Annotated in this window: 22 protein-coding genes; 10 read left to right on the forward strand and 12 right to left on the reverse strand. The window is 72.1% G+C overall.

The features are described 5' to 3' along the window. Positions 1 to 53 precede the first annotated feature (53 nt). The 3 genes from P1K89_RS15155 to map are packed head-to-tail and all read left to right on the forward strand — an operon-like array spanning position 54 to position 4,015. Positions 54 to 2,552 carry a GcvT family protein gene (locus tag P1K89_RS15155; protein WP_284617272.1) on the forward strand — a complete coding sequence of 833 codons (2,499 nt, stop codon included), beginning with the start codon at positions 54 to 56 and terminating at the stop codon, positions 2,550 to 2,552. Between the two features lie 30 nt (positions 2,553 to 2,582). Further along, the gene (locus P1K89_RS15160; protein ID WP_284617273.1) at positions 2,583 to 3,242 is read left to right on the forward strand and encodes an HAD family hydrolase; all 660 of its coding nucleotides are present in this window, start codon (positions 2,583 to 2,585) and stop codon (positions 3,240 to 3,242) included. Positions 3,243 to 3,256: 14 nt separating this feature from the next. Beyond that, complete coding sequence (map, locus tag P1K89_RS15165; protein WP_284617274.1) at positions 3,257 to 4,015, forward strand: type I methionyl aminopeptidase; 759 nt, start codon at positions 3,257 to 3,259, stop codon at positions 4,013 to 4,015. Between the two features lie 40 nt (positions 4,016 to 4,055). Here the strand turns inward: map and P1K89_RS15170 are convergent, their stop codons facing one another. From P1K89_RS15170 to hutC, 7 genes are all read right to left on the reverse strand, one after another. After that, the gene (locus tag P1K89_RS15170; RefSeq protein ID WP_284617275.1) at positions 4,056 to 5,516 is read right to left on the reverse strand and encodes a hypothetical protein; all 1,461 of its coding nucleotides are present in this window, start codon (positions 5,514 to 5,516) and stop codon (positions 4,056 to 4,058) included. A 163-nt stretch (positions 5,517 to 5,679) separates the two neighbouring features. After that, on the reverse strand, positions 5,680 to 7,071 hold the full coding sequence (locus P1K89_RS15175) for a formimidoylglutamate deiminase (protein WP_284617276.1): 1,392 nt from the start codon (positions 7,069 to 7,071) through the stop codon (positions 5,680 to 5,682). Continuing rightward, on the reverse strand, positions 7,068 to 7,550 hold the full coding sequence (locus P1K89_RS15180) for a GNAT family N-acetyltransferase (RefSeq protein WP_284617277.1): 483 nt from the start codon (positions 7,548 to 7,550) through the stop codon (positions 7,068 to 7,070). The genes P1K89_RS15175 and P1K89_RS15180 overlap by 4 nt, the downstream gene beginning before the upstream one ends. After that, the gene (gene hutG / locus P1K89_RS15185) at positions 7,547 to 8,341 is read right to left on the reverse strand and encodes an N-formylglutamate deformylase (RefSeq protein WP_284617278.1); all 795 of its coding nucleotides are present in this window, start codon (positions 8,339 to 8,341) and stop codon (positions 7,547 to 7,549) included. Before hutG ends, P1K89_RS15180 begins: the two co-directional genes overlap by 4 nt. After that, positions 8,341 to 9,570 carry an imidazolonepropionase gene (gene hutI / locus P1K89_RS15190; RefSeq protein WP_284617279.1) on the reverse strand — a complete coding sequence of 410 codons (1,230 nt, stop codon included), beginning with the start codon at positions 9,568 to 9,570 and terminating at the stop codon, positions 8,341 to 8,343. The genes hutG and hutI overlap by 1 nt, the downstream gene beginning before the upstream one ends. After that, on the reverse strand, positions 9,567 to 10,145 hold the full coding sequence (locus tag P1K89_RS15195; protein ID WP_284617280.1) for a HutD/Ves family protein: 579 nt from the start codon (positions 10,143 to 10,145) through the stop codon (positions 9,567 to 9,569). The genes hutI and P1K89_RS15195 overlap by 4 nt, the downstream gene beginning before the upstream one ends. Then, positions 10,142 to 10,867, reverse strand: coding sequence for a histidine utilization transcriptional repressor HutC (gene hutC, locus P1K89_RS15200; protein WP_284617281.1), 726 nt, complete (start codon positions 10,865 to 10,867; stop codon positions 10,142 to 10,144). Before hutC ends, P1K89_RS15195 begins: the two co-directional genes overlap by 4 nt. 109 nt (positions 10,868 to 10,976) lie before the next feature. On the opposite strand from hutC, the gene hutU reads away from it, so the two are divergent. Both hutU and hutH read left to right on the forward strand, forming a co-directional pair. Further along, positions 10,977 to 12,680, forward strand: coding sequence for a urocanate hydratase (gene hutU / locus P1K89_RS15205; protein ID WP_284617282.1), 1,704 nt, complete (start codon positions 10,977 to 10,979; stop codon positions 12,678 to 12,680). Positions 12,681 to 12,683: 3 nt separating this feature from the next. Beyond that, entirely contained in the window at positions 12,684 to 14,231 is a 1,548-nt protein-coding gene (hutH, locus tag P1K89_RS15210; RefSeq protein WP_284617283.1) for a histidine ammonia-lyase, read from the forward strand. Between the two features lie 14 nt (positions 14,232 to 14,245). Here hutH and P1K89_RS15215 read toward each other — a convergent pair whose 3' ends face one another. Then, entirely contained in the window at positions 14,246 to 14,995 is a 750-nt protein-coding gene (locus P1K89_RS15215) for a substrate-binding periplasmic protein (protein WP_284617284.1), read from the reverse strand. 150 nt (positions 14,996 to 15,145) lie between these two features. Between P1K89_RS15215 and P1K89_RS15220 the strand changes: the two genes are divergently transcribed. From P1K89_RS15220 to P1K89_RS15240, 5 genes are all read left to right on the forward strand, one after another. After that, positions 15,146 to 16,090, forward strand: coding sequence for an ABC transporter substrate-binding protein (locus tag P1K89_RS15220; RefSeq protein ID WP_284617285.1), 945 nt, complete (start codon positions 15,146 to 15,148; stop codon positions 16,088 to 16,090). A gap of 130 nt (positions 16,091 to 16,220) precedes the next feature. Next, a complete protein-coding gene (locus P1K89_RS15225) occupies positions 16,221 to 17,000 on the forward strand; it encodes an ABC transporter permease (RefSeq protein WP_284617286.1) in 780 nt (259 codons plus the stop codon). A gap of 427 nt (positions 17,001 to 17,427) precedes the next feature. Beyond that, positions 17,428 to 18,219 (forward strand): ABC transporter ATP-binding protein, encoded by a 792-nt coding sequence (locus P1K89_RS15230; protein WP_284617287.1) that lies wholly within the window; start codon positions 17,428 to 17,430, stop codon positions 18,217 to 18,219. Positions 18,220 to 18,404: 185 nt separating this feature from the next. Next, complete coding sequence (locus tag P1K89_RS15235; RefSeq protein WP_284617288.1) at positions 18,405 to 19,361, forward strand: MBL fold metallo-hydrolase; 957 nt, start codon at positions 18,405 to 18,407, stop codon at positions 19,359 to 19,361. A gap of 6 nt (positions 19,362 to 19,367) precedes the next feature. Continuing rightward, entirely contained in the window at positions 19,368 to 22,700 is a 3,333-nt protein-coding gene (locus P1K89_RS15240) for an ATP-binding protein (protein ID WP_284617289.1), read from the forward strand. On the opposite strand, the gene P1K89_RS15245 is transcribed toward P1K89_RS15240, so the two are convergent. The 4 genes from P1K89_RS15245 to P1K89_RS15260 form a co-directional block, all read right to left on the reverse strand. Further along, positions 22,687 to 23,157: a hypothetical protein gene (locus P1K89_RS15245; protein WP_284617290.1), complete on the reverse strand. Its 471-nt coding sequence runs from the start codon at positions 23,155 to 23,157 to the stop codon at positions 22,687 to 22,689. The two genes, P1K89_RS15240 and P1K89_RS15245, sit on opposite strands and share 14 nt — an antisense overlap. A gap of 122 nt (positions 23,158 to 23,279) precedes the next feature. Next, on the reverse strand, positions 23,280 to 24,386 hold the full coding sequence (locus P1K89_RS15250) for a calcium-binding protein (protein ID WP_284617291.1): 1,107 nt from the start codon (positions 24,384 to 24,386) through the stop codon (positions 23,280 to 23,282). 161 nt (positions 24,387 to 24,547) lie between these two features. Continuing rightward, positions 24,548 to 26,344 (reverse strand): diguanylate cyclase, encoded by a 1,797-nt coding sequence (locus P1K89_RS15255; protein WP_284617292.1) that lies wholly within the window; start codon positions 26,342 to 26,344, stop codon positions 24,548 to 24,550. Continuing rightward, positions 26,341 to 26,880: an OmpA family protein gene (locus P1K89_RS15260; RefSeq protein WP_284617293.1), complete on the reverse strand. Its 540-nt coding sequence runs from the start codon at positions 26,878 to 26,880 to the stop codon at positions 26,341 to 26,343. Before P1K89_RS15260 ends, P1K89_RS15255 begins: the two co-directional genes overlap by 4 nt. Positions 26,881 to 26,891: the final 11 nt, after the last annotated feature.

The following is a 26,891-nucleotide window of genomic DNA, read 5'->3' on the forward strand; positions in this document are numbered from 1 at the left end:
CTTCAACACCCCCTAGGATGCAGGCCATCCCGAATCGCCCGGAGGCGCGCTTCATGGACCTGCCCTCGTTTGCCCAGGTCATCGTCGTCGGCGGCGGCATCGCCGGCTGCTCGACCGCCTACCACCTGACGAAGCGCGGCTTCCGCGACGTGCTGCTGCTGGAGCAGGGCAAGCTGACCTGCGGCACCACCTGGCATGCCGCGGGGCTGGTCGGGCAGATGCGGCCCAACCGCGCGATGACGCGCATGAGCCAGTACGGCATCGCGCTGTACGCGTCGCTGGAGGCCGAGACGGGCCTGGCGACCGGCTGGAAGCCCTGCGGCAGCGTCAACGTCGCGCGCACGCCCGAGCGCATGCAGACGCTGCACAAGCAGGCCGCGCTGGCGCGCAGCTTCGGCGTCGAGGTCGAGGTGATCACGCCGCAGCGCGCCGGCGAGCTGTGGCCGCCGATGCGCACCGACGACCTGCAGGGCGCGCTGTGGATACCCGGCGACGGCAAGGCCAACCCGGCGGACCTGACGATGTCGCTGGCCAAGGGCGCGCGCATGGGCGGCGCGAAGCTCATCGAGGACGTCGAGGTGCTGGCGGTGCGCAGCACGAGGGGCGAGGGCGGCCGGCGGGTGACCGGCGTGCGCGTGCGCCGCGGCAGCGGGGCCGATGCGGTCGAGCAGGAGATCGGTTGCGAGACCCTCGTCAACTGCGCCGGCCAGTGGGCGCGGCAGTTCGGCGTGCTGGCCGGCGTCAACGTGCCGCTGTATTCGGCCGAGCATTTCTACATCGTCACCGGCCGCGTCGACGGCGTGCACCCGATGCTGCCGGTGATGCGCGACCCCGACGGCTTCATCTACTACAAGGAAGAGGTCGGCGGCCTGGTGATGGGCGGCTTCGAGCCCGAGGCCAAGCCGTGGCGCGTCGACCCGATCCCGTCGACCTTCCAGTTCCAGCTGCTGGGCGAGGACTGGGACCAGTTCGAGATCCTGATGAACAACGCGCTGCACCGCACGCCGGGCCTGGAGACCGCGGAGATCAAGCTGCTGCTGAACGGCCCCGAGAGCTTCACGCCGGACGGCAACTTCATCCTCGGTGCCGCGCCCGGGCTGGACGGCTACTTCGTCTGCGCCGGCTTCAACTCCGCCGGCATCGCCAACAGCGGCGGCGCGGGCCGGCTGATCGCCGACTGGATTGCCGAGGGCGAAGCGCCGGGCGACTTCTGGGACGTCGACATCCGCCGCTTCGGCCCGTTCATGGGCAACCGGCGGCTGCTGGCCGAACGCACCGCCGAGACGCTGGGGCTGCATTACGCGATGCGCTGGCCGCGCCAGGAGCTGGTCACCGCGCGGCCGCTGCGCACCTCGCCGCTGTACGACGCGCTGGCCGCGCGCGGCGCCGAGTTCGGCTCGAAGTTCGGCTGGGAGCGGGTCAACTATGTCCGGCCCGCGGGCGAAGGCACGCCGGCGCCGACGTTGGGCATGCCCGGCTGGCTGCCGTGGGTGCAGGCCGAGATGCGCGCCACGCGGGAAGGCGTCGCGCTGTACGACCAGAGCAGCTTCGGCAAGCTGCTGCTGCGCGGCCGCGATGCGCTGGCGGTGCTGCAGCGCACCTGCGCGGCGAATGCCGATGTCGAGCCCGGCCGCATGGTCTACAGCGCGGTGCTCAATGCCCGCGGCGGCTTCGAGAGCGACCTGACGGTGATGCGGCTGGAACCTGACCGCTTCGGCGAGCGTTTCCTGATCGTCACCGGCTCTGCGCAGGTGACCCGCGACCTCGAATGGATCGGCCGCCAGGTGCACCCGCACGAGCATGCGGTGCTCGACGATGTCAGCGCGTTGTGGTGCGTGCTGTCGCTGATGGGGCCGCGCGCGGCCGAGCTGCTGGCGCAGGTCTGCCCCGACGACCTGTCCCCGGCGGCGCTGAAGTTCTCGACGACGAAGCTGGTCGACGTCGGCCTGGCGCGGGTGCGCGCGGCGCGCATGAGCTACGTCGGCGGGCCGGGCTACGAGCTGTACGTGCCGGTGGAGATGGCGCGCCATGTCGACGCGGTGCTGCACGAGGCCGGGCTGCAGATCGGCCTGGACCACGTGCACGGTCGCGTCAGCGGCCTGGTCGATGCCGGCTACTACGCGCTGGATGCGCTGCGCATCGAGGCGGGTCGGCGCGCCTGGGGCGCCGAGCTGGGGCCGGACGACACGCCGCACGAAGCGGGGCTGTGGGCCGGCGTCGCGCTGGACAAGCCGGGCTTCACCGGCCGTGACGCGCTGCTCGCCCTGCACGGCAAGCCGCCGGCGAAGAAGCTGCTGTCCTTCATCCTCGACGACCGCGAGGCCTGGGCCTGGGGCGGTGAGTCCATCCTCATCGACGGCCGTCCGGTCGGCGAGCTGTCGTCGGCCGGCTGGAGCCTCGCGGCCGGCCGCTGCGTCGGCCTGGGCTACGTGCGCGGGGAGGCCGCGCAGGCGGTGCATGCCGGCACGCCGGTGGCGATCGAGCTCTGGGGCCGGCCGGTGGTGGCGACGGCCTGGGACGATCCGGTGGTCAAGGTGATGAAGGCGCGTTAGCCCCGGATCGGTGCGGCGACAATGCCGCCCATGTCATTGGTCAATTCCCCGTCCGCCGCGCTGGTGATCTTCGACTGCGACGGCGTGCTGGTCGACAGCGAGCGGCTCTGTCATGAAGCCCTGCGGCAGACGCTGGCCGACGAAGGTGTCGAACTAACGCTGGAACAGGCCTTCGCGCATTTCATGGGCACCTCGGAAGCGGTGCTGCTGGACATCGTCGAGCGGCTGATCGAGCGGCCGGTGCCCGGCGACTTCATCGCCCGCTTCGGCGCCCGCTCGTTCGACGCCTTCCGCAGCGACCTGCAGGCCGTCGACGGCGTGCACGACGTGATCCGCGGCCTGGGCGCGCGCTACTGCGTGGCGTCGAACGGCCCGAAGGAAAAGATGCGCTTCACGCTCGGCCACACCGGGCTGCTGCCGCACTTCGAGGACCGCCTGTTCAGCGCCGACGACGTGTCCCGTCCGAAGCCGGCGCCCGACCTGTTCCTGCATGCCGCGCGCACGATGGGCGCGGCGCCTGCCGAGTGCATCGTGATCGAGGACAGCCCGACCGGCGTGAAGGCCGCGCGCGCCGCCGGCATGCGCGTGCTGGGCTATGCCGCGATGACGCCGGCCGAGCGCCTGCGCGACGCCGGTGCCGAGACCCTGTTCGACCACATGAAGCAACTGCCCGCGCTGCTGCGCACCTGAGGAACCCCACGGCGATGACGATCCACACCCAAGAAGAACTCGAGGGCCTGCAGCGCGCGGGCCGCACGGTGGCCGATGTGCTGCGCCGCATGGCCGCGGCGATCGAGCCGGGCATGCGCACCGACGAGCTCGACGCGCTGGGCGAGCGCTGGCTCGCCGACGCGGGCGCCGAACCGGCCCCGCGCCTGGCCTACGGCTTTCCCGGCGCCACCTGCATCAGCGTCAACGAGGAGATCGCGCACGGCATTCCCGGCGCGCGGGTGCTGCGCGCGGGCGACATGGTGAACATCGACGTCTCCGCCCGGCTGGAGGGTTTCTTTGCCGACACCGGTGCCAGCACCGTCGTGCCACCGGACAGCCCGGCGAAGAAGCGGGTGCGCTTCGCGACACGCGCGGCGCTGGACGCGGCGCTGGCCGAAGTGAAGCCGGGCGCGAAATTCAACCGCATCGGCGCGGCGATCGAGCGCGTGGCGCGCGCCAGCGGCCTGCGCATCGTGCGCAACCTGTGCAGCCATGGCGTCGGCGGCGCGCTGCACGAGGAGCCCACCGAGATCACCGGCTACCACGAGCCGCGCGACCGCCGCACGATGCAGGCCGGCCAGGTGTTCACGATCGAACCCTTCCTGTCGACGAAGGCGCGGGCCGCGGTCGAGACCGGCGATGGCTGGACGTTGGTCGGCCCGGCCGGCGCGCTGACGGCGCAGTACGAACACACGCTCGTCGTCGGGCGCCACGGCCCGATCGTCGTCACCGACCTGCGCTGGGTGCACTGAGCCGCTGCTGCGCGGCGCGGGCTGCCGCACCGTTTGTGCGCTAGCGCTTGCGGCGTTTCGGCGCCGCCTTGGCCGGCCTGGCGGCCGGCGCGGCCTTGGCCGAGCTCGTCGCCCTGGCCGATCGCGCGGTCTTCGTCGCCTTGCCGGCCGCGGCCCTCGGGGCCTGCGCATCGGCGGCGGCCGCGGCCGCCGCGTGGCGGCCGGTGCCGAGCCAGGCCTGGCAATCGCCGGCGGAAGCGGCGCCGCGAGCTGCGCTGATGCGCCGCGCCGCGGCGTCGACCTCGAAGCAGGGGCCGAGCGACGCCGCGCCCGGCGCTGCGCCGGCTTCGGCGAAACGCTGCAGGTCGGCCCGCATCTGCTCGCCGAACAGCGGTCGCAGCGCGGCCTGCAGCCGGTGGGGCGCCAGCGGCTGGCTCAGCGGCCCGAAGGGCAGGGCGCCGCCGCGTGCCTTCGCCGGCAGCAGCAGGCGGTGCAGCACGGCATCGAGACCCCCGGCGCGGCCGCCGGCGATCAGCGCACTGTGCCAGTGCGCCGCCAGCCAGGGCAACGCCGCCGGCGACCCGCCCTGCTGCCACAACATCGTCCACGCGTCGGCCAGCTCGTCCACCGACCACGGGCCGCCGGCCGCACGCAGGCGCAGTGCGTAGAACAGGCTGAACCCGTCGCTGAACCACGCGCTCGGTGCGTCGTCGCCGCGCGGCGCGAAGGCGACCGGGCCGAAGCGCTCGCGGAACACGCCGCGCTGCATGGCCTGGGCCATCAGCAGCTCTGTCGCCGCGGTCACGGCGACCGCATCGGTCGAGGCGGCCGAGGCGGGCGGCAGGCGCAGCAGCAGCGCATCGTGCTGGCCCATCGCGAGCGGTGGGCCGGTGCCGTCGTTGCCGGCCAGCACGACGAGCCAGGCCCCGCGTTCCGGGGCGGCCAGGCCCCAGAACTGCCGCGGCTGGCCGACGGCACGCCCCGCCGCATCGGCCAGCGCCTGGGCGGTCTCGGCGCGCAGCCCGGCCGGCACCAGCACCTCCAGCGCGTGGTCCCCGGCGCCGCGCTCGAGCGTCGACCACGCGCCGATCGCCACCACGATCTCGCGCGCGAGCGCCGGCGGCCCCTGCCAGCGCAGCAGGCGCTCGTCGCCGAGCCTCGGATGCAGGCTGCTGGCGATGCGCTGGTCCTTGTCCAGCCCGTCGACCTGCAGGCACATCTGCAGCGAGGCCCGGCCGGCGAGCGCCGGCGGCAGCGCGAGCAGCGCGCGCCCTGCGAACGCCAGTTGCCGCGGGCCGATCAGCAGGCCCGGTGCGTCGTCGGCCGGCACCTGCTTCACCGGCGCCGCGCCGTCGATCGCCAGCTGCAGCTCGATGCGCGTCGGCTGGCCACCAGCGGCCCAGTGCGGCGTCAGCTGCCACAGCACCTCGCAGCCGGCCGGGCTCGACGACACCTGCGCGCCGGCACTGCCGACGGTCAACATCAGCGCGAGGGCGGCGAGCAGGCGGCGGACAACGGGCATCGGCTTGACGGGCGGCGACAGGGCCGGCGAGCTTAGCGCAGGGCCCCGGTCGCGGCCGGTAAGGCTTGCAAGCGATTGCCCGAAGGACGCCCGCAGGATCGCCGGCAGGATTGCCGGAAGAAGCGCCGGGCGGCGGCAGGCGCTGCGGCGCGATGCGCCCCGCTCAACCGCCTTCGGACCACAGCGCCGCCATCGCGTCGCCAAAGGCGCGCTGCAGCGCCTGCTGGTCGTGACGGCGGCCGCCGGACAGCACGACCCGTCCGGCGACGCGCACTTCGGCGAAGGCCGGCGCATCGGTCGCGAAGACCAGCGCGTCGAGCACGTGCGTGGCCGGCACGCCGAGCAAGCCGGGCGCGTCGACATCGAGCACCAGCAAGTCGGCGCGCGCGCCGGCCGACAATCCCCAACGTCCGAAAGACGCGGCCGCCGCGCCGCCGGCCAGCATGCGCTCGAACAGGTGCGCGGCCGTCGACGGGCAGCCGGCCTGCGGCGCCGCGGCGACGTTGCGCCGGCGCAGCCCGAGGCGCTGGCCTTCTTCCAGCAGCTTCAGCTCGCCGATCGCCGAACGCGACACGTGGCTGTCCGACCCGATCGACAAGGTCGTGCCCTGCCGCAGCCAGCGCGGCACATCGGTCAGGCCGTCGCCGAGGTTGGCTTCGGTGCTCGGGCAGATCACGACGCCGGCGCCGCTGGCGGCCACCGCGTCGATCTCCACGTCGGTCGCGTGCGTCGCGTGCACCAGCTGCCAGCGCGCATCGAGCCGCACATGGCGCGCGAGCCATTCGATCGGGCGCTGGCCCGTCGCGGCGAGGCAGTCGTCCACCTCGCCGGTCTGCTCGGCGATGTGGATGTGGATCGGGCCGGCGTCGTCGGCCAGCGCGGCCTCGAGCTGCGTGATCGACTGCGGCGCCGCGGCGCGCAGCGAGTGGATCGCGACGCCGGCCGTCACCAGCGGCCAGCGCGCGTCACGCACGCCGTCGCGCAGCGCCAGCACCCGCTGCACGTCGGTGGCGAAGCGGCGCTGGTCCTCGCGCAGCGCGGGCGCGGCGAAACCGGCGCGTTCGTACAGCACCGGCAGCAGGGTCAGGCCGATGCCGGTGCGGCTGGCGGCGCGCTGCAGTGCGCGGCACATCGTCAGCGCATCGTCGTAGGGCCGGCCGTCGGGCGCGTGATGCAGGTAGTGGAACTCGCAGACCTGCGTATAGCCGCCCTGCAGCAGCTCGGCGTACAGCTGCGCGGCGACGGCTTCGAGCGCCGCCGGAGAGATGCGCAGCGCCACGCCGTACATGCGGTCGCGCCAGCTCCAGAAGTCGTCGTGTTCGCCGCTGCGGCGTTCGGCCAGGCCGGCGAAGGCGCGCTGGAAGGCGTGGCTGTGCGCGTTGACGAGGCCCGGCAGCACCGGGCCGGCCAGCCGCGTGGCATCGGGCGGCGGCGGCTGGTCGGCCTGCACGTCGGCGAAGCAGCCGTCGGCGCCGATGCGCAGCACCACCCGCTCGCGCCAGCCGCCGGCGACCCAGGCGCGGGGCGCCCACAGCAGGGAGGGATCCGGGCTCATGTGATGGATGCAGAAACGGAAAGGACCTTCTCGAAGCAGCGGCTCGCCGGATCGTCGGCGTGGGCGCCGAAGGGCTCGATCGGCCGCCAGCCGCAGGCCTGGTACAGCGCCATCGCCGGTCGCTGGCGGAAGCCGGTCTCCAGGCGCAGCGTGCGATAGCCCAGTGCCGGCGCGGCCGCTTCGAGCTGCTGCAGCACGGCCCGGGCGAGGCCGCGGCGGCGCTCGCCGCGGGTCACGAACATGCGACGCAGTTCGGCGGTGTGCTCGTCGATCGGACGCAGCGCACCGCAGGCCAGCGCCCGGCCGTCGGCATCGCGCGCCAGCAGGTACAGGCTGCGTGGTTCGGCCGGCGGATTGCTCGGCAGCGGCGTGTCGGCGGCGAACAGCTCGGGGTACAGCGCGCGCGCTTCGAGCGCCGCTTCGTGCAGCAGCGCCAGTGCGTCGGGATGGCGCGGGTCGACCGGCTCGAAGCGAATCACGCCGGCCTCCAGTCGAGCATCGCCTGCAGCAGCCGGCGCAGCAGCGGCTGCACCGGCGCGGCGCGTGCCGGGTCCCAGGCGTACGGCGGCGCTTCGTCCATGTAGCAGGACCAGCACATCTCGAGCTGCACCGCATGCACGTTCTCGGCCGGCCGGCCGTAGTGGCGGGTGATGTGGCCGCCCTTGAAGCGGCCGTCGACGACGTGGCTGAAGCGGTCCTGCGAGGCCAGCACCTCGGCCAGCACGCTGCGCAGCGCCGGCGCGCAGCTGTGGCCTTCGGCCGTGCCGAGGTTCAGGTCGGTCAGCTTGCCCTCGAACAGCCACGGCAGGTGCGACTTGATGCTGTGGCCGTCGAACAGCAGCGCGTAGCCATGCTCGGTGTGCAGCCGCTGCAGCTCGGACGTGAGCGCGTCGTGGTAGGGGCGCCAGTACAACTCGATGCGGCGCGCGATCTCGGCATCGTCCGGCGCCGCGCCGGCGCGATACAGCTTCTCGCCGGTGAAGAATCGCGTCGGGCACAGCTCGGTGTTGTTCGCGCCGGGGTACATCGGTGCGTTCTCCGGCGGCCGGTTCAGGTCGATCAGGTAGCGGCTGAAGCGGGGCACGATCATCGACGCGCCCATCGACGCGGCGAAGCCGTACAGCTGCGCGAGGTGCCAGTCGGTGTCTTCGAGCGCCAGCGCCCGATCGACATAACGCGCCTTCTGATCGTCCGGCAGCCCGGTGCCGACATGCGGCAGGCTGACCAGCAGCGGGGTGCTGCCGCGATGCAGCGTGAAGACGGGGTCCATCAGTCCGGTCCTCCCACTTCGATGCCGGCCTGCACCACGCGGCGGCACGGATTGCGGCCGAACCAGTAGGCCAGCTCGTTCGGCGCGGCGAGGTCCCAGACGACGAAGTCGGCCTGGCGTCCGGCCTGCAGGCGGCCGTGCGTGGCCCCCAGGCCCAGCGCCTGCGCGGCGTGCACGGTGACACCGGCGAGCGCCTCTTCCGGCGTCATGCGGAACAGCGTGCAGGCCATGTTCAGCATCAGCAGCAGCGACAGCCCGGGCGAGGAGCCCGGGTTGTGGTCGCTGGCGATGGCCATCGGCACGCCTTGCGTGCGCAGCCCGGTGATCGGCGGCAGCCGCGTTTCGCGCAGGAAGTAGTAGGCACCCGGCAGCAGCACCGCGACCGTGCCGGCGCGCGCCATCGCGGCGACGCCGGCGTCGTCGGTGTACTCGAGGTGGTCAGCCGACAGCGCGCCGAACTCCGCGGCCAGCGCGGCGCCGTGCAGGTTGCTCAGCTGCTCGGCATGCAGCTTGACCGGCAGGCCGAGGCGGCGCGCGGTCTCGAACAGGCGCCGCACCTGCTGTGGCGTGAAGCCGATGTGCTCGCAGAAGGCGTCGACCGCGTCGACCAGGCCCTCGGCGTGCTGCTCGGCGAGCCAGCCGCACACCGCGTCGATGTAGTCGTCGGGCCGGCCGGTGAATTCATGCGGCAGCGCGTGCGCGCCGAGGCTGGTGCAGCGCACCGTCAGCGGCAGCTCGCGGCCCAGCCGGCGCGCGACGCGCAGGCAGCGCGCCTCGTGTTCGGCGGACAGGCCGTAGCCGGACTTCACCTCGATGGTCGTCACGCCTTCGGCCATCAGGGTGCGGGCGCGCTGCGCGGCGAGCTTGTACAGCTGCGCATCGGTGGCCACGCGCGTGGCGGTGACGGTCGAGCGGATGCCGCCGCCGGCGCGCGCGAGATCGTCGTAGCTGGCGCCTTGCAGCCGCAGCTCGAACTCGGTGGCGCGGTGGCCGCCGTAGACGAGGTGGGTGTGGCAGTCGATCAGGCCCGGCGTGACCAGCGCACCGCCGAGGTCGATGTCCTGTTCGGCCTGGCGGGCCAGCGCCGCGGGCAGCGCATGTTCGGCGCCGACCCAGCGCAGCGTCGAGCCCTCGATCAGCAGCGCGCCGTCCTCGACCAGGCCCCAGGGGGCCCCGGGGCACATCGTCGCGAGGCGGGCGCCGCGCCAGAGCGTGAGCGGCGCGCTCATGGCATCGCTCGCGGCTCGAAGGCCAGCCACAGCGCGTTCGGCGCGGCGTCGCCCTGCAGGCGCCAGCGCTGGCGCGACGCGTGCTGGCTGAGCGCCAGCGACCACGCCGGCAGCATCGCCGCGTCGGCATCGTTGATCTGCAGCCGCGCCGGTTCGAGGGTGAGCACCGCACGCATGGGGGCGATGCTGAACCATTCCGCGTCGCCGTGCACGCGCTGCATCACTCCGTTGCCGGTGCCGCGCCGCAGCATCAGGTTCAGGTCGCGCGTCGCGCCGCCCTGCAGGCTGCATTGCGGTGTCGCGGCACCGTCGAAGTGCAGGGGCGGGCTGCGGCAGTCCAGCGCCTCGCGGTGCGTGGCGAAATGCAGTACGACGCCGTCGCCCTCGAGCACCGCGAACCAGCGATCGATGCCAGGGAAGGACGAGAACGCACCGTCGGCGCTGATGTCGGCGACGCTGATGCGGCAATGCCAGTTCGTCGCGTCCGGCCAGGCGAGCAGCTCGCGCGTGAGACCACCGCCGTTGCGCCACGGCACGGCCGCGACGCGGTTGACGTCGATCACCTGCAGGGTCACGGTGCGAACGCGCCTTCGAGCAGATAGCGCGAACCCGGATGCACCAGCCGGGCGATGGTGATCGGCGAGTCGCGGTGCTCGGTGCGGCGCACGACGATCAGGCAGGGGTCGCTGCGGCGGATGCCCAGCAGCTTCGCTTCTTCGGCGCTCGGCAGGTCGGCCTCGATCGAGTACTGCGCCTTCCAGTACGGCGCCACTTCCAGCAGGTAGTGCGTCGGCGTGGTCTGCGTGAAGTCGACGTCGAGGTAGCCGGGCGCGCAGGACGGGTTCACGTAGCGGTCTTCGCACTGGATCGCGATGCCGTTCTCGTGGTGCACGATCAGCGTGTGGAACACCGGCGCGCCGGCCTCGAGCCCCAGACGCGCGGCCAGCGCAGCCGGCGCCTTCTCCTTGCGCGAGACGTGCACGACGGCCTGGTGCACATGGCCGCGCTGCGCGATCTCATCGTGCAGGTCGTGGATCGTCAGCGTCGACGCCACGCGGTGCAGCTGCGCGGCGAAGGTGCCGACGCCCTGCACGCGATCGACCAGGCCCTCGCTCTGCAGCTCGCGCAGCGCGCGATTGACGGTCATGCGGCTGACGCCGAATTGCGCGACCAGCTCCGCCTCGGAGGGCATCAGCGCACCGGGCGGGTAGCGGCCGCGGGCGAGCTCCCCCTTCAAGTGCTGCTTGACCTGCGCATACGGCGCGAGCTGGGGCGCGGTGGTATTGGTCCGGGACATCGGCGCGAATACTACTTGCACCAACTTGTATAGACAAGTAGAGTCCGACCCGTCGTTTTCCCGCCCCCGGCCGTTGCGTCCGCCGCAAGCCACCTCCGGAGTTCCCCTGATGACCGATCTGTCCGCCGTGCGTCACGTCGCCGAAGTTCACAAGGGAGCGCACCCGGTGAAGGCGCCCACCGGCGCCACGCTGCATTGCCGCAACTGGCTGATCGAAGCGGCCTGGCGCATGATCCAGAACAACCTCGACCCTGCGGTGGCCGAGAACCCGGACGCCCTGGTTGTCTATGGTGGTATCGGCAAGGCCGCCCGCAACTGGGACTGCTACGAGGCGATCCTGAAGTCGCTGGAGAAGCTCGAAGAGGACGAGACGCTGCTGATCCAGTCGGGCAAACCCGTGGGCGTATTCCGCACGCACGTCGATGCGCCGCGGGTGCTGCTGGCGAACTCGAACCTGGTGCCGAAGTGGGCGACCTGGGAGCACTTCGATCAGCTGGACCGGGCGGGCCTGATGATGTACGGCCAGATGACGGCTGGCAGCTGGATCTACATCGGCAGCCAGGGCATCGTGCAGGGCACCTACGAGACCTTCGCCGAAGCGGCGCACCAGCACTACGGCGGCTCGTTGACCGGCCGCTGGATCCTGACCGCCGGCCTCGGCGGCATGGGCGGCGCGCAGCCGCTGGCCGCGAGCTTCGCAGGCGCCTGCTCGCTGAACATCGAGTGCCAGCAGAGCCGCATCGACTTCCGGCTGCGCTCGCGCTACCTCGACGAGCAGGCGAGCGACCTGGACGACGCGCTGGCCCGCATCGCGCGCTACACCGCCGAGGGCAAGGCGGTCTCGATCGGCCTGCTCGGCAACGCGGCGGAGGTGCTGCCGGAACTGGTCAGGCGGGGTGTGAAGCCGGACCTCGTCACCGACCAGACCTCCGCGCACGACCTCGTCAACGGCTACCTGCCGATCGGCTGGAGCGTCGAGCGCTGGCGTGCCGCGCAGGCCGATGCGTCGCAGCACGAGGCGCTGCGCGCCGCCGCCGCGACGAGTTGCGCGCAGCACGTGCTGGCGATGCTCGCCTTCCAGCAGATGGGCGTGCCGACGGTCGACTACGGCAACAACATCCGCCAGGTCGCCTTCGACGAAGGCGTGAAGAACGCGTTCGATTTCCCCGGCTTCGTCCCGGCCTACATCCGGCCGCTGTTCTGCCGCGGCAAGGGGCCGTTCCGCTGGGTGGCGCTGTCGGGCGACCCCGAGGACATCCGCAAGACCGACGCGAAGATGAAGGAGCTGTTCCCCGAGGACACGCACCTGCACCGCTGGCTCGACATGGCCGGCGAGCGCATCGCGTTCCAGGGCCTGCCGGCGCGCATCTGCTGGATCGGCCTCGGCGAGCGCCACCGCGCCGGCCTGGCCTTCAACGAGATGGTCAGGTCGGGCGAGCTGAAGGCGCCGATCGTCATCGGCCGCGACCACCTCGATTCGGGCTCGGTCGCTTCGCCGAACCGCGAGACCGAAGCGATGAAGGACGGCTCGGACGCCGTCTCCGACTGGCCGCTGCTCAATGCGCTGCTGAACACCGCCGGCGGCGCGACCTGGGTCAGCCTGCACCATGGCGGCGGCGTCGGCATGGGCTACTCGCAGCATGCGGGCGTGGTGATCGTCTGCGACGGCACCGAGGCGGCGGCCAAGCGGCTCGAGCGCGTGTTGTGGAACGACCCCGGCACCGGCGTGATGCGCCATGCCGATGCGGGCTACGACGAGGCGATCGCCTGCGCGAAGGCGCAGGGCCTGAAGATGCCGATGCTCGGAGCCTGACCGATGACGCTCGTCCTGAAACCCGGCGCGCTGACGCTGGAAGACCTGCAGGCCATCCACCGCGGCGGCGTGCAACTGGCGCTGGACCCGTCGGCGGCGCGCGTGATCGAGGCCAGCGCGGCCGTCGTGCAGCGCGCGGCGGCCGGCGACGCGCCGGTGTATGGCGTCAACACGGGCTTCGGCAAGCTGGCGAACAAGCGCATCAGCGAAGCCGACCTGGCGCTGCTGCAGCTGAACCTGATCCGCTCGCACTCGGTCGGCGTCGGCGCGCCGCTGCAGCCCGAAGTGGTGCGGCTGATGCTGGCGATGAAGGCCGCGTCGCTCGCGCGCGGGGCCTCCGGCGTGCGGCCGGCGGTCATCGACAGCCTGCTCAACGTCTTCAATGCCGGCCTCGTGCCCTTCGTGCCGAGCCAGGGCTCGGTCGGTGCGTCGGGCGACCTCGCGCCGCTGTCGCACATGACGCTGGCGCTGATCGGCGAGGGCGAGTTCCTGGTGGACGGCAAGCGCAAGCCGTCGAAGGCTGTGCTCGCCGAGCACGGCCTCGCACCGCTGCAACTGGCGGCCAAGGAAGGCCTGGCGCTGATCAACGGCACGCAGACCTCGACCGCGCTCGCGCTGCATGCCTTCCTGGCGTTCGAGCCGGTGCTCGAATCGGCGCTGGTGGTGGGGGCGCTGACGGTCGACGCCGCGCGCGGCAGCGACGGCCCCTTCGATCCGCGCATCCACGCGCTGCGCGGGCAGCCGGGCCAGATCGACGTGGCGCAGTACTACCGCGCGCTGCTCGCCGGCAGTGCGATCCGCCGCTCGCACGAGACCGGCGACGACCGTGTGCAGGACCCGTACTGCCTGCGCTGCCAGCCGCAGGTGGTCGGCGCGTGCCTCGACCAGCTGCGCCACGCGGCCCTCGTGCTGCTGCGCGAAGCGAACGCGGTGACCGACAACCCGCTGGTGTTCAGCGAAGGCGAGGGCGGCCTGATCAGCGGCGGCAACTTCCACGCCGAGCCGGTGGCGCTGGCGGCCGATGCGATGGCGGTGGCCATTGCCGAGGTCGGTGCGATCGCCGAGCGCCGCATCGCGATGCTGATCGACGCCGGCGTGTCGCGCCTGCCGCCCTTCCTGACGCAGGACGCGGGGCTCAACTCCGGCTTCATGATCGCGCACGTCACCGCGGCTGCACTGGCCTCTGAGAACAAGTCGCTCGCGCACCCGGCCAGCGTCGATTCGCTGCCCACCTCGGCGAACCAGGAGGACCACGTCTCGATGGCCACCTTCGCCGCGCGCCGGCTGCAGCCGATGATCGACAACACCGCGCACATCCTCGGCATCGAGCTGCTCGCGGCGTCGCAGGGCATTGAGTTCCTGCGGCCGCTGGCCAGCTCGACGGCGCTGGAGCAGGCCCATGCCCTGCTGCGCGCGCAGTGCCCGTCGGTCGAGCGCGACCGCTACCTCGCACCCGACATCGAGCACGCGACCACGCTGGTCACCGACGGGGCGCTGTCGCGCGTGTTCCGCACGCTGCCGGGCCTGCCGGCGCTGTGGATTCCGGCCTGAGCGCGCCGGCCGGTTCAACGAGCGGTCTGATGCAGCAGGGATTCCTGGCGGTACCGGTCGATCAGGCCCTCGGCCTTCATCTGGCGCAACGCGGCGGCCAGCCGGGGCGCCAGCTCGGCATGGCGCCGGTGCAGGTACGCGTACAGCGGCAGCGGCGGCCCCAGCGGCACCTGCAGCCGGAACTTCGGCGCGTCGCGGTACCGCGGCCGGCTCAGGCGATCTTCCAAAACGGCGTCGGAGGCGCAGTACAGGTCGGCCCGGTCGGCCAGCAGCATGTCGAGGCCCTGGTCCTCGTCGTTCAGCGCCTGGATCTGCGCCGGCTTCAGCGTGGCTTCCAGCCCATCCCGGCACAGCGCGACGCCGCGCAGGTACACGACACGCCAGGGTTGGCCGGCCAGTTCCTGCAACTGCCGGACCTGCAGGCCTTCCTTCACCGCGAAGAGGCCGAACTGCAGCGCGTACATCGGCTCCTCGACGCGGACCAGGTCCGGGTGGGCGGCGCCGTAGCCATGCACGCGCGCGACATCGCCGTCGATCTCGCCGCTGCGGCTGAGCATGGTCAGGCGCTGCAGCGGAAAGACGTCGACGCGCACCTCGACGCCGATGCGGCGAAAGGCCTCGCGGTGGATGTTGCGCACCAGGCGGCCCTGCACCGTGTCCTCCTGGGCATGGGTGCCGATGACCAGCGGCTGGGCCGTGGCTGCCCCGTGGCCCAGGCCGGCGCCGAGGGCGACGAGCGCAACGAGGACGCGGCGTCGGATCATGATGCGGGGCCTCCGTTTCGCGTGAGCGGGCATCCTAGCCCGCGCTCGCCCGGCCACGCCAGTCCAGCCACCGTCCGCACCCGGTCGCACCCGGTCGCAATTGGCGGTGGCCTTCGTGCGAACATCAATTCATCCACCACCGGAGAACCCATGAAGTCGTTGATCGCTTTCGCCGCCGCGTCGCTCTTCGCCGCCGGCGCATTCGCCCAGGAGACCAAGGTCGCCATCGGCATCTCGGGCTGGACCGGCTTCGCGCCGCTGACCTTGGCGAAGGAAGCGGGCCTTTTCAAGAAGCACGGCCTGGACGTGACGATCAAGAAGATCCCGCAGAAGGACCGCCATCTGGCGGTCGCCTCGGGCGACATCCAGTGCGCGGCGACGACGGTCGAGACCTGGGTGGTGTGGAATGCCAACGGCGTCGCCACGACGCAGATCTTCCAGCTCGACAAGAGCTACGGCGCCGACGGCATGGTGGTGAAGCCGCACATCACGAAGATCGCCGACCTGAAGGGCAAGACCGTGGCCGCCAGCGCGCCCGGCACGGCGCCGTATTTCACGCTGGCCTGGATGCTGAAGAAGAACGGCCTGAGCGTGAAGGACGTGAAGGTCGTGAACCTGGAGCCGCAGGCCGCGGCCAACGCGATGATCGCCGGCACCGACGGCATCGACGCGGCGATGACCTACGAGCCCTACCTCGGCGCGGTGCGCGCGAAGCCCGAGGCCGGCAAGATCATCGCGACGACGCTCGACTACCCGATGGTGATGGACACCTTCGGCTGCACGCCGAAGTTCCTGGCCGAGAACCCGAAGGCCGCCAAGGCACTGGCCGACGGCTACTTCGACGCGGTGGCGATGATCAAGGCCGATCCGAAGAAGAGCTTCGAGATCATGGGCGCCGACGTCAAGCAGACCGGCGAAGCCTTCGAGAAGAGCCAGGCCTACCTGCGCTGGCAGGACCGCGAGGCGAACCAGAAGTTCTTCGCCGGCGAGCATGCGGCCTTCAGCAAGGAAGCCGCGGACCTGCTGCTCGAAGTGGGGATCATCAAGGCGGCGCCGGACCTGTCGAAGCTCGCGGACACGCGCTTCCTCAAGTGACCCCCCCTAAGCGGCCTTCGGCCGCCTCCCCCCAGGGGGCCACGCCAGCGGCCCGGCAGAGCCGGTTCCGCGGCGTGTGCTTGGTTGCACCGCAATCTGCGGCGGTCTCCGACTTCGGAGCGTCACTGGCATGAAGCCTCTTGTCCCTGTCGCGCCGGGCGCGCGCATCGCGCTCGGCGTGGGATTCTTCGTCGTTTTCGTCGCCGCCTGGAGCCTCGCCACCTTCGGCGGCTTCGTGCAGAAGACCTTCCTGGCCGACCCGCTGACGATGCTGAAGAGCGGCTACACGCTGCTGGCCGAGATGGGGTTTATCGGCGACATCGGCATGACGGTGTGGCGGGTCGTCGGCGGCTTCGTCATCGCCGCCGCGCTCGCGCTGCCGCTCGGCGTCGCGATGGGCGCGTACAAGCCGGTCGAGGCCTTCTTCGAGCCCTTCATCTCCTTTGCACGTTATCTGCCGGCGTCGGCCTTCATCCCGCTGCTGATCCTGTGGGCCGGCATCGGCGAGGCGCAGAAGCTGGCGGTGATCTTCATCGGCAGCTTCTTCAACCTGGTGCTGATGATCGCGGTGACGGTGGGCAATACCCGGCGCGACCTGGTCGAGGCGGCCTATACGCTGGGGGTGCGCGACCGCAGCCTGATCCGCCGCGTGCTGATTCCCGGCGCCGCGCCGGAGATCGCCGAGATCCTGCGCATGGTGCTCGGCTGGGCCTGGACCTACGTGATCGTCGCCGAGCTGATCGGCGCGTCCAGCGGCATCGGCCACATGATCACCGACAGCCAGGCGCTGCTGGCGACCGACCAGATCATCTTCGGCATCATCGTGATCGGCCTGATCGGCCTGGCCAGCGACCTGCTGTTCAAGGCCGCGAACCGGCGGCTGTTCCCATGGGCGCAGCTGGGGCGGTGAGCGCTGGCCGAGGGGCGGCGTTCGGCCCTGTGCGGGTGGTCGCCGTCGCGTGCCGAGGTCTGCACAAGATCAGTCCGGCGGGGCGCTCTGTTCCGCTCATGTCCCCCGGGCCGGGCTGCGCTGTGACGCCCAGGCTGAGTTTCGGCCGGCCCTCCTCCTTGACTTCGCTCCACAGAGCGCCCCGCCGTCCTGATCCGCACCGCCCTGGCAGGCCGTCGCATGCCACGGTGTCGCTTGAGCCAAGGCCGCTGGGTGCCCGGCGTAGCGAAGTCAAGGAGGAGGGCCGGCCGGGATCCAGCCTGGTGCGTATCAGCGGCGCACGGCCCGGGGGACATGAGCGGAGCCGGGCACCCAGTGGCCTTGGCGCGCTCGGTGCTTGCATGCATGACCGCACCGGGCCGTCAGCCGCCTCCAAAGGATTCGTCAAGTGACCCCGTCCCCTCTTCTCAGCGTGCGCGGCGTCTCGCGCCGCTTCACCTCGAACCACGGCGAGACGCTGGCGCTGCAGGCCACCGACCTCGATGTCGCCGAGAACGACTTCATCACGATCCTCGGGCCCTCGGGCTGCGGCAAGAGCACGCTGCTGCGCATCGTCGCCGGACTGGACCGGCAGTCCACCGGCGAGGTGCTGCTCGATGGCCGGCGCATCGACGGTCCGGGCGCCGACCGCGGCATGGTGTTCCAGAGCTACACGCTGTTCCCGTGGCTGACGGTCCGGGACAACGTCTGCTTCGGGCTGCGTGAGCGCGGCCTGCCGCGGGACGAGCAGCTGGCGATCGCGTCGGGCTTCATTGCGAAGGTCGGCTTGAAGGGCTTCGAGAACCATTTTCCGAAGCAGCTGTCCGGGGGCATGCAGCAGCGCACCGCGCTGGCGCGTGCGCTGGCCAACAAGCCGCGCATGCTGCTGATGGACGAACCCTTCGGCGCGCTCGACCACCAGACCCGCGAGCTGATGCAGGAACTGCTGCTGGGCATCTGGGAGGCCGAGCGCACGACGGTGCTCTTCGTCACCCACGACATCGACGAGGCGGTCTTCATGGGCAGCCGTGTCGTCGTGATGAGCGCGCGGCCGGGCCGCATCAAGCTCGACCGCACCGTGCCGCTGGTGCATCCGCGCCACTACTCGGTGAAGACCACGGCGCCTTTCGCCGAGCTGAAAGCCGAGCTGACCGAGGCGGTGCGCACCGAGGTGCTCGCGGCTCAGGCGCAGGCGGCCTGAGCCGCCGCCGGGCCGCCCCAAGGCGGCTCGCGCCCTCCGGGGCAGGAGCGAAGCGACGTGGGGGCCTCATGACGCCCCTCGCGCTTTGGTTCCCCGCCGCCGCAGCGGGCACCGGCGGCGCACGCTATGCTGCCGCGGCCCCGGCCAATCGGGCGAAACGGGGCGGCCACCGACGAAGGAATCGAATGAAGACGTTGACGAACACGCTGACGGCCCTGGCCCTCGGGATCGCGCTGCTGGCGCCTGCCGCGCAGGCCGCCGGTCCGATGCAGAAGACGCAGGCGCCGGGTTTCCACCGCGTCATGCTGGGCGACATCGAGGTCACCGTGCTCAACGATGGCACGGTGAACCTGCCGATGAGCCAGCTCCTGACCAACATCACGGCCGAGAAGTACCAGGCCGACATCAAGCGCAGCTTCCTGAGCGATCCGATCGAGACCTCGGTGAACGCCTTCCTGATCAACACCGGAGCCAAGCTGGTGCTGATCGACAGCGGTGCCGGCGGCCTGTTCGGGCCGACGCTCGGCAAGCTGCAGGCGAGCCTGCGCGCGGCGGGCTACACGCCCGAGCAGGTCGACGAGATCTACATCACCCACATGCACGGCGACCACGTCGGTGGCCTGAGTGCCGGCGACAAGCCCGCGTTCCCCAACGCCGTCGTGCGCGCCGACAAGCGCGATGCGGAGTTCTGGCTCAGCAAGGAGCAGATGGAGAAGGCGCCGGAGGCCGCGCGCGGCGGCTTCCGCGGCGCGATGGCGATGCTCAACCCGTACCTCGCGGCCGGCCGCTTCAAGGCCTTCGACGGCAGCACCGAGCTGGTGCCCGGCGTCAGCGCCGTCGCCAGTCACGGCCACACCCCCGGCCACACGACCTACCTGATCGAGAGCAAGGGCCAGAAGCTGATGCTGTGGGGCGACCTGATGCACGTGGCCGCGGTGCAGTTCGCGACGCCGCCGGTGACGATCCAGTTCGACAGCGATTCCGCCGCCGCCGCGCAGCAGCGCGCGAAGGCCTACGCCGAGGCCGCGGCGCAGGGCTACCTGGTGGGCGCTGCGCACCTGTCGTTCCCGGGCGTCGGCCGCCTGCGCAGCGAAGGCAGCGGTTATGCCTTCGTGCCGCTGAACTACCGCGCGGCGCCCTGAGCTGACGTGACCCGCGACGCCACCGGGCCCATCGACGCGGCGATCGCGGCGCTGCAGGCGCAGCGTGCGCTGCTGGGCGATGCCGTGGTCGACACGGCGCTGGCCGCGCTGCACGCCCAGCGCGTGGCCGCGAGCGGCGCGGAGGGCGTGGACGGTGCGGCCGAACAGCAGCTGCGGCTCGTCAGCGTGCTGTTCTGCGATGTCGTCGGCTCCACGGCCTTCGGCCGCCAGCTGGACCCGGAAGACCTGCACCAGCTGCTCGACGGCGCGCTCGCGCGCTTCACGGCCATCGTGCGCGAGCACCAGGGCGTGGTGCTGCAGTACGCCGGCGACAGCATGCTCGCGGTGTTCGGCACGCCGTTGGCCCGCGAGGACGATGCCGAGCGCGCGCTGCTGGCGGGGCTGGCGATCCTGGACGAAGGGCGTGCGCAGGCCGCCGCGGTGCGGGCGCGCTTCGGCCGCGAAGGCTTCGGCCTGCGCGTGGGCGTGCACACCGGGCCGGTGCTGCTGGGGGGCGGCGTCGACGGGGCGCAATCGATCCGCGGCATGACGGTGCACATCGCCGCGCGCATGGAGCAGACGGCGCCCGCGGGGGGCCTGCGCATCAGCCGCGACACCGCGCGCGTGGTGCGTGGCCTGTTCGAGGTGCAGCGGCAGCCGCCGCTCGAGGTCAAGGGCCTCGAGGAGCCGGTCGACACCTGGCTCGTGCTCGGCGCGCGGCCGGCCGCCGAACGCCGGCTGCTGCGGGGCGTCGACGGGCTGCAGACGCCGCTGGTCGGGCGCGGCGCCGAGCTCGGCGCGCTGGAGTCGGCCTACGAATCGGTGCGCAGCGGCGCGCAGGGGCCGGCCTTCGTCACCGTGATCGGCGACGCGGGGCTCGGCAAGTCGCGACTGGCGCTCGAGTTCGATCAGTGGCTGGCGCGTCGGCCGGAGGGCCTGCGCCGCCTGCAGGCCAATGCCTTCGAACGCGACGGCGGCCGCCCGTACGGCCTGCTGCGGGTGATGTTCCTGCGCTGGCTCGGCATCTACGACAGCGATGCGGCGGCCGCCGCGCGCGCGCAGTGGCTCGACGGCATGGCGCCGCTGCTGCGCAGCCGCGGCGATGCCGCCGTGCTGGGGCACCTGCTCGGGCTGGACTTTGCCGACGAGCCCGACCTGCGCGGCCTGCTCGCCGACGCGCGGCAGCTGCGCGACCGCGCGTTCTTCCATGCCGCGCAGGCGCTGCGCGCGCTCGCCGGCGGCGATGCTCCGCTGGTGGTGCTGCTCGACGACCTGCATTGGGCCGACGAGGGTTCGCTCGATTTCGTCGAGCAGGTGCTGGCGAAGCAGGCGGGCATGCGCCTGCTGCTGGTGGGCTTCACGCGGCCATCGCTGCACGAGCGGCGGCCGCACTGGCTGGCCGCGGCGGCGAACGCCTGCCGCATCGACCTGCAACCGCTGGACCATGCCGCGTCGACGACGCTGGCCGGTGCACTGCTGCACCGGCTGCCCGACGTGCCGCCGGCGCTGCATGCGCTGCTGACCGCCGGCGCGGAGGGCAATCCGTTCTTCATGGAAGAGCTGGTCAACATGCTGGTCGACCAGGGCGTGATCGCCACCTCGGCGCAGGGCTGGCAGGTGCATGCCGCACGCCTGCCCGAGCTCGCGGTGCCGACGACGCTGGCCGGCGTGCTGCATGCGCGCCTGGACGCGCTGCCGGCGCAGGAGCGGCAGCTGCTGGAGGCCGCTGCGGTGGTCGGCGTCGCGTTCTGGGACGACGCGCTGCGGGCGCTGGGCGTGCCATCGCTCGCACCGCTGCGGTCCCTGGTCGGCCGCGACCTGGTCGTCGAGGCCGGGCGCAGCACGCTGCAGGGCCAGCGCGAGTACCGCTTCCGTCACCAGGCGCTGCACCAAGCGGTCTACGAGCGGCTGCTGAAGCGGTTCAGACGCGGCGCCCATGCGCGGGTCGCGGCCTGGCTGGCGGCTCAGCCCGGCGCGGCGCCGGAGCTGGTGGCGGATCACTACGAGCGGGGGGGCGAGCCGGCGCGGGCGCTCGACGGCTGGCAGCGCGCCGCCGAGACGGCGCACGAGCGCTTCGCGCTCGCCGGGGCCCTGCAGCACTGCGATCGTGCGCTGGCGCTGGCCGCCGAGACCGACCTGGCGCGACGCTGGACGCTGACGCACCTGCGCGCGCGCGTGCTCGACCACCTCAGCGCGCACGACGCGCTGCCGGCCACGCTCGACGCGCTCGACGCACTGGCCGAGCAGCTCGGCGACGACGGCCGCCGCGCCCGCGTGCTGGAACGTCGCGGGCGCTATCACTTCGAGTGCGGCGACGCCGCGATGGCGCTGGCGTGCGCGCAGCGCGCGCTGGCCCTGGCCGATCGCCGCGACGCGGACTGTGCCATCGCCGCGCACGCGATGGTCGTGTTCGCCCTCGGGCGGCTGGGCCGCTACGTCGAGGCGCGCGCCGCGGCGGCCGAGGCGCTGGCGCGCGCGCGGGCGGGCGGCGTGCCGCGCATCGAGGCCATGCTGCTCAACGAGATGGGCAACTATTTCGTCGAGGCCGGGGAGTTCGGACAGGCGCTCGAGTACCTGGAACGTGCGCTCGCGCTGCACAAGGCGGCCGGCGACCGGCTCAACGAGGGCGGAACGCTGGCGAACCTGGCCTTCGTCGCGATGACGCTGGGCGAGTACGGCCTGGCCCAGACCCAGTTCGAGCAGGCGATGGCGCTGAGCGCCTCGATCGGCCAGCACAAGAACGAAGGCCTGATCCGCACCAACCTCGGCCTCGTGCTGCTGAACCAGGGCCGGGCGGCCGCCGCACAGGCCCAGGCCCGCCAGGCGGTGCAGCTGCTGCGTTCGGCGCGCAACCGCTGGGGCGAGGCGGCGGCGCTGCGCGTCGAGGGTCAGGCCACGCAGGCCCTCGGCGATGCCGAAGCCGCGCTGCAGCTGCTGCGCGGCTCACGCGACCTGTTCGACCAGCTGGAGATGCCGCACCTCGCGATCGAGGCGATCGCCGCGCTGGCGCAGGCCGCGCTGGAGCGCGGCGACGTGGCGGCCGCGGGCGCCGAGGTCGAGGTCATCCTGGCGCGCCTGGCGACCGGACTGAGCCTGGAGGGCACCGACGAGCCGCTGCGCATCCGGCTGGTCTGCTGGCAGGTGCTGGAGCGGCTGGCGGACCCGCGGGCAGCCGACCAGCTGGCGCAGACCTGGTCCGAGCTGAGTGCCCGCGCCGCCCGCATCGCCGAGGGACCGCGGCGCCTGTCGTTCCTCGAGGCCGTGCCCTTCCACCGGCAGATCCGGTCGGCCTGGCTCGCGCGCCAGAGCGCTCCGGCCGGCGCCGTCACTGGTTCGTGATCTTCGGATCGATGATGCCGATCGCGCCGTCGCTGCCGCGCTGGATCATCAGGTAGAAGTCGTAGTTGTTGTCGCTCGGGTCGTTGTCGAGGTCCGTCAGGGTCATCGACGGCAGGCCCTGGCTGATGCCGGTGCTGTCGATGACCAGCGTCGGGAACAGCGCGCGCTGCTCGGGCAGCACCTCGCCGCCGTCGATCAGGCTCTCCAGCGTCAGGCCGACCGGGTAGTAGACCTCGCGGTTGGTCGGTCCGGCGGCGAAGGTGAAGACGAGGTCCACCGCGGCCGTGACCGTGACGCACTGGTCCGGCACCGTCCCGCTCAGCGTCACGCCGTTCTGCGGATTGGGATTCATCGACAGCGTCGCGGTGCTGCACTGGAACGCCTGGCCGGCGACCAGGGGCTTGAAGTCGACGGCGTTGACGATGGTGGCGAGCAGCTGGGCCTTCGGATTGGGCATGGGGTCCTCCTCGATGCGAGGGTCCGCCGATGCGGCGGACCCTGTCGAGGACTCTAACGTCCGACCTCGGCGTGCCGGGCGCCAATAGCCGGTGCGCCCCAGTGCAATTTGCGCTTGACCCGCTAGCCCGGGAAGGGCAGGTATTCCAGCCCGGTCTGGGCCAGGCCGGTCAGGTTGACGTTGGCCACGTTGAGCTCGTAGTCGGCGGCGAACGTGGTCAGCGACACCTGGGTGAACACGCCGACGTTGAGCAGCGTGACGAACTCGTTCACCTGGGTGTCGCTCGGCGCGCTGCCGACGACATTGGTGTACAGCAGCCGCACCAGCGCCGCGTTGTCGATGGTCTGGCCGAGCGCGGCATGGATCGCCAGGTCCGCCACTTCCGCATAGGTCTCGCCGCTGTCGAACAGCGCGATGCCGATGCCGGCGTAGACCTTGTTGCCGACGCTCGCGGCGCCGAACACCGCGCCCAGCAGCTTGGCGGTGCTCGCCGCGGCGCCGCTGCTGTTGAGATCGAAGGCCAGCGCCGAGTCGTCAAAGCGCACGCGCTCGATGTTGGCGAGCGTGTCGCTGCCGTCGCTGCCGCCGGAGACGGTCGCGCCGCCCGCGCCGACCGTGTAGCCCGCGCGGTTGCCCGAGTAGAGCGCGACGTCGATGTCGCTGCCGCCGTCGAGCAGGTCGTCGCCGCCGTTGCCCTTGAGCGTGTCGCGGCCCGCCAGGCCGTCGATGTCGTCGGCCCCCGCGGTGCCATTGAGCGTGTCGGCGCCGGCGGTGCCGACGATCGGGTTCAGCGCCGGCAGCGTCACCGAGCCGGTCTGGCCGCCGAAGTTGGTCGGGGAGTTGACCTGCTGGGTGCCGGCGCGGTCGACCGAGTTGCGGCCGTCGGTCGGCAGCGCGAGGTAGTTCACCGTGTCGGCGCCGCCGCCGAAATTCACCGTTGCGCCGCCGCTGGTGAAGAGGAAGCCGTCCGGGATGATGTAGTTCGGCGTCACGAGCCCCAGGTTCGCGAAGCCCTGGGTCGCCAGCAGCACGGACGTATTGGCGGTCTGCGTGCTCGGCAGGTTGGTGCCGAAGGTGAACGTGTGCGTCTCGCCGGCCTGCGTCACCGTGATCGTCTGGCCGGACCAGAACGATTCGCCGTTGGAGCCGCCCACGCGCAGCTCGATGAACTGGATGCTGCCGCTCGCATTGCTGAACAGCTCGTTGATGTCGTACAGATGGAAGGCCATCGCTACCCCTTGTTGAATTCCGTGGACCCTTGGCGACCCGATGTCGCCATTCGTCCTGCCGTGTACGCCGCTTTGTGCGCCCTGGCGTCGCATGCGCCCGGCACCAAGTTAGGGGGGTAGTTGTTAAGCCTTGCGTCAATTGCTGCAAGGGCGCGTTCGGCTCACGCGGCGGCGGGCAGCGCGGTGGCCAGCACGCGGTTGCGGCCGAGCTGCTTGGCCATCAACAGGGCCTGGTCGGCGGCACGCAGCACGGCCGGCGGGTCGAGCAGCGGGCCGTCGCTGTCGACGACGCCGGCCGAGAAGCTCAGGCCCTGCAGCGTCAGCCCGTCGAGCTCGAAGGCCTCGCGGCGCCAGCGCTGCAGCAGCTGGTCGACGAGGCGCTGGGCCGCCAGGCCGCCGGTGGCGGGCAGCAGCAGGCAGAACTCCTCGCCGCCGTAGCGGCAGGCGGTGTCGCCGGCGCGCAGGCTGCGCTGCAGCAGGCGGCCGAAGGCTTCCAGCAGGCGGTCGCCGACGTCGTGGCCGAAGCGGTCGTTGACCGACTTGAAGTGGTCGAGGTCGATCAGCGCGATCGCCAGCGGCTCGGCCGCGCGCCGGGCCTGCGCCAGCAGCGCCGGCAGCGTGTCGTCGAGGTGGCGCCGGTTGAAGAGGCCGGTCAGCGCGTCGCGGGTGGCCTGCTGGCGCAGCGATTCATGCAGCGCCTGCGCCTCGTCGACCCGCCGGGACAGCCGGCTGTTGGCGGCCGCCAGCGCCTCGCGCGCGCGCTCGGAGTCGCGGCGCTGCGCGTCGTTCTCCTCGAGCCGGTGCTGCAGCCGCAGCAGCTCGGTCTGCAGCGCGGCGGCCTGGTAGCGCGCGCGCGAGGCCCGCTGCGCCTGCTGCAGGTGCAGCGACTGCCACTGGCGCAGGTCGGCCAGCGCCTGGGCACTGTCGCCGCGGGCTTCGTGCAGCACCGACGCGCAGTGGAAGAACTGGCAGCGCACGCGCAGGCTGAGGCCGGCGACGCGATCGTCCGCGGCCAGGGCCCGCTGCGTCGCCAGCGTATCGAGCGCCTCGCCCAGGCGGTCGCGCTGGTGGTCCAGCAGCGCCTGCGCGATCACGCGCTCCAGGCGTTCGTCGGGCAGGCCGGCGCCGGGCAGCGCATCGGCCAGCGCGAGCAGCTCCTCGCCCAGCGTCGGATCACCGGCGGCCAGCGCAGCGATGGCCAGCGTCTCGAAGTGCTTGGCATTGCCGCCGCGGCCCTGCGCATCGGCCGGCAGGTCGCGCACGGCGCGCACGTCGTCCAGCGCCTCGGCGGCCCGGCCCATCTCGGTCAGGCAGATGATGCGGTTGATCAGCAGCACGCTGCGCAGGAACGGGTTGTTCATGCGCGCCGCGCGCTCGCGGCCCTGCTCGACGTGGCGCAAGGCTTCCTCGAAGTCGCCGAGCTGCAGCAGCTCGTTCGAGAGGTTGCAGTGCAGCACCGCATCGATGCCGTGGCCGTGCGCCGGCCCGGCATCGCGCAGCGCCTGGTACATGTAGGCGAAGGCGCGCTCGGAGTCGCCGATGACCGAATAGCAGCCGGCGATGGTGTTCAGCAGCACGCCGCGCTGCGCATGGCGCAGCACGCGCAGGCCTTCGTCGCGCAGCGGCAGCACGGTGTCGATGGCTTCGCGGTAGCGGCCGCCGCGCCACAGGCTGCGCGCGAAACCGGCTTCGGCCAGGATGTGGCCGGCCCGGTCGCCGAGTGCGTCGAAGCGGTTGCGGGCGCGGCGCAGTTCGTCGGCGGCCTCGACGAGGGTGCCGAAGTTCAGGCGGTGGTAGCCGCGCACCAGCCGGGCCCAGGCCTCGGCAGGGTGGTCGTCGTTCTTCAGCGCCAGCGCGAGCGCCTGCTCGGCGATGCGCCCGGCGGCGGGTGCGTCGGCATGCAGCAGCTGCCACGCGCGGCGCGCCTGCGCGAGGGCCCGCGTCGTCGCTCTCGTCACTGCATCAGCCGCACCTCGACGCGCCGGTTCTCGGCGGCGTCCGGCTGGCGCGCATTGAGCAGCTCGTTCGGGCCGCGGCCTTCGAAGACGATGCGATCGGCGGCGACGCCGTGGCGCTTCAGGTGCTCGACGACCGAGGCCGCGCGGTCCTTGGACAGGCGCATGTTCAACGCCAGCGGGCCGACCGCGTCGGTGTGGCCGATCACCTGGTACTTGTACTCGCGCAACGATTCGCTCTTCAGCGCCTCGGCGAGGCGGTCGATCTTCACCAGGTCGCGCTGCATCACGTCGGCCGAGCCGAAGTCGAAGCCGACCTGCATCGACGCACTGGGCTTCGCCGCGGTGGCCGCGGCGCCGACGACGGCGAAGCCGCGGGTGCGCTCGGCCGGCTGCGCCGAGGGCTTCAGCGCATCGACCAGCTCCTTGACCTCGGGCGTGCGCTTGCCGAAGTCGGTGGCCTGCGCAAGGCCGGCGCCGGCCAGCAGCGAGGCGAGGGCGACCGGGGCGATCAGGATGCGGAAGCGGTTGGCAGACATGGGTTTCTCCA

Origin of the sequence: Aquabacterium humicola, from assembly GCF_030167915.1 — a bacterium.
GTDB classification, from domain to species: Bacteria; Pseudomonadota; Gammaproteobacteria; order Burkholderiales; family Burkholderiaceae_C; genus Pseudaquabacterium; species Pseudaquabacterium humicola.

Bases quoted from the DNA above. Each gene is read 5' to 3' on its own strand.
- P1K89_RS15155 (WP_284617272.1), top strand. From the start codon at position 54: ATGGACCTGCCCTCGTTTGCCCAGGTCATCGTCGTCGGCGGCGGCATC.
- P1K89_RS15160 (WP_284617273.1), top strand. From the start codon at position 2,583: ATGTCATTGGTCAATTCCCCGTCCGCCGCGCTGGTGATCTTCGACTGC.
- map (WP_284617274.1), top strand. From the start codon at position 3,257: ATGACGATCCACACCCAAGAAGAACTCGAGGGCCTGCAGCGCGCGGGC.
- P1K89_RS15170 (WP_284617275.1), bottom strand. From the start codon at position 5,516: ATGCCCGTTGTCCGCCGCCTGCTCGCCGCCCTCGCGCTGATGTTGACC.
- P1K89_RS15175 (WP_284617276.1), bottom strand. From the start codon at position 7,071: ATGAGCCCGGATCCCTCCCTGCTGTGGGCGCCCCGCGCCTGGGTCGCC.
- hutG (WP_284617278.1), bottom strand. From the start codon at position 8,341: ATGGACCCCGTCTTCACGCTGCATCGCGGCAGCACCCCGCTGCTGGTC.
- hutI (WP_284617279.1), bottom strand. From the start codon at position 9,570: ATGAGCGCGCCGCTCACGCTCTGGCGCGGCGCCCGCCTCGCGACGATG.
- hutC (WP_284617281.1), bottom strand. From the start codon at position 10,867: ATGTCCCGGACCAATACCACCGCGCCCCAGCTCGCGCCGTATGCGCAG.
- hutU (WP_284617282.1), top strand. From the start codon at position 10,977: ATGACCGATCTGTCCGCCGTGCGTCACGTCGCCGAAGTTCACAAGGGA.
- hutH (WP_284617283.1), top strand. From the start codon at position 12,684: ATGACGCTCGTCCTGAAACCCGGCGCGCTGACGCTGGAAGACCTGCAG.
- P1K89_RS15215 (WP_284617284.1), bottom strand. From the start codon at position 14,995: ATGATCCGACGCCGCGTCCTCGTTGCGCTCGTCGCCCTCGGCGCCGGC.
- P1K89_RS15220 (WP_284617285.1), top strand. From the start codon at position 15,146: ATGAAGTCGTTGATCGCTTTCGCCGCCGCGTCGCTCTTCGCCGCCGGC.
- P1K89_RS15225 (WP_284617286.1), top strand. From the start codon at position 16,221: ATGAAGCCTCTTGTCCCTGTCGCGCCGGGCGCGCGCATCGCGCTCGGC.
- P1K89_RS15235 (WP_284617288.1), top strand. From the start codon at position 18,405: ATGAAGACGTTGACGAACACGCTGACGGCCCTGGCCCTCGGGATCGCG.
- P1K89_RS15245 (WP_284617290.1), bottom strand. From the start codon at position 23,157: ATGCCCAATCCGAAGGCCCAGCTGCTCGCCACCATCGTCAACGCCGTC.
- P1K89_RS15250 (WP_284617291.1), bottom strand. From the start codon at position 24,386: ATGGCCTTCCATCTGTACGACATCAACGAGCTGTTCAGCAATGCGAGC.
- P1K89_RS15260 (WP_284617293.1), bottom strand. From the start codon at position 26,880: ATGTCTGCCAACCGCTTCCGCATCCTGATCGCCCCGGTCGCCCTCGCC.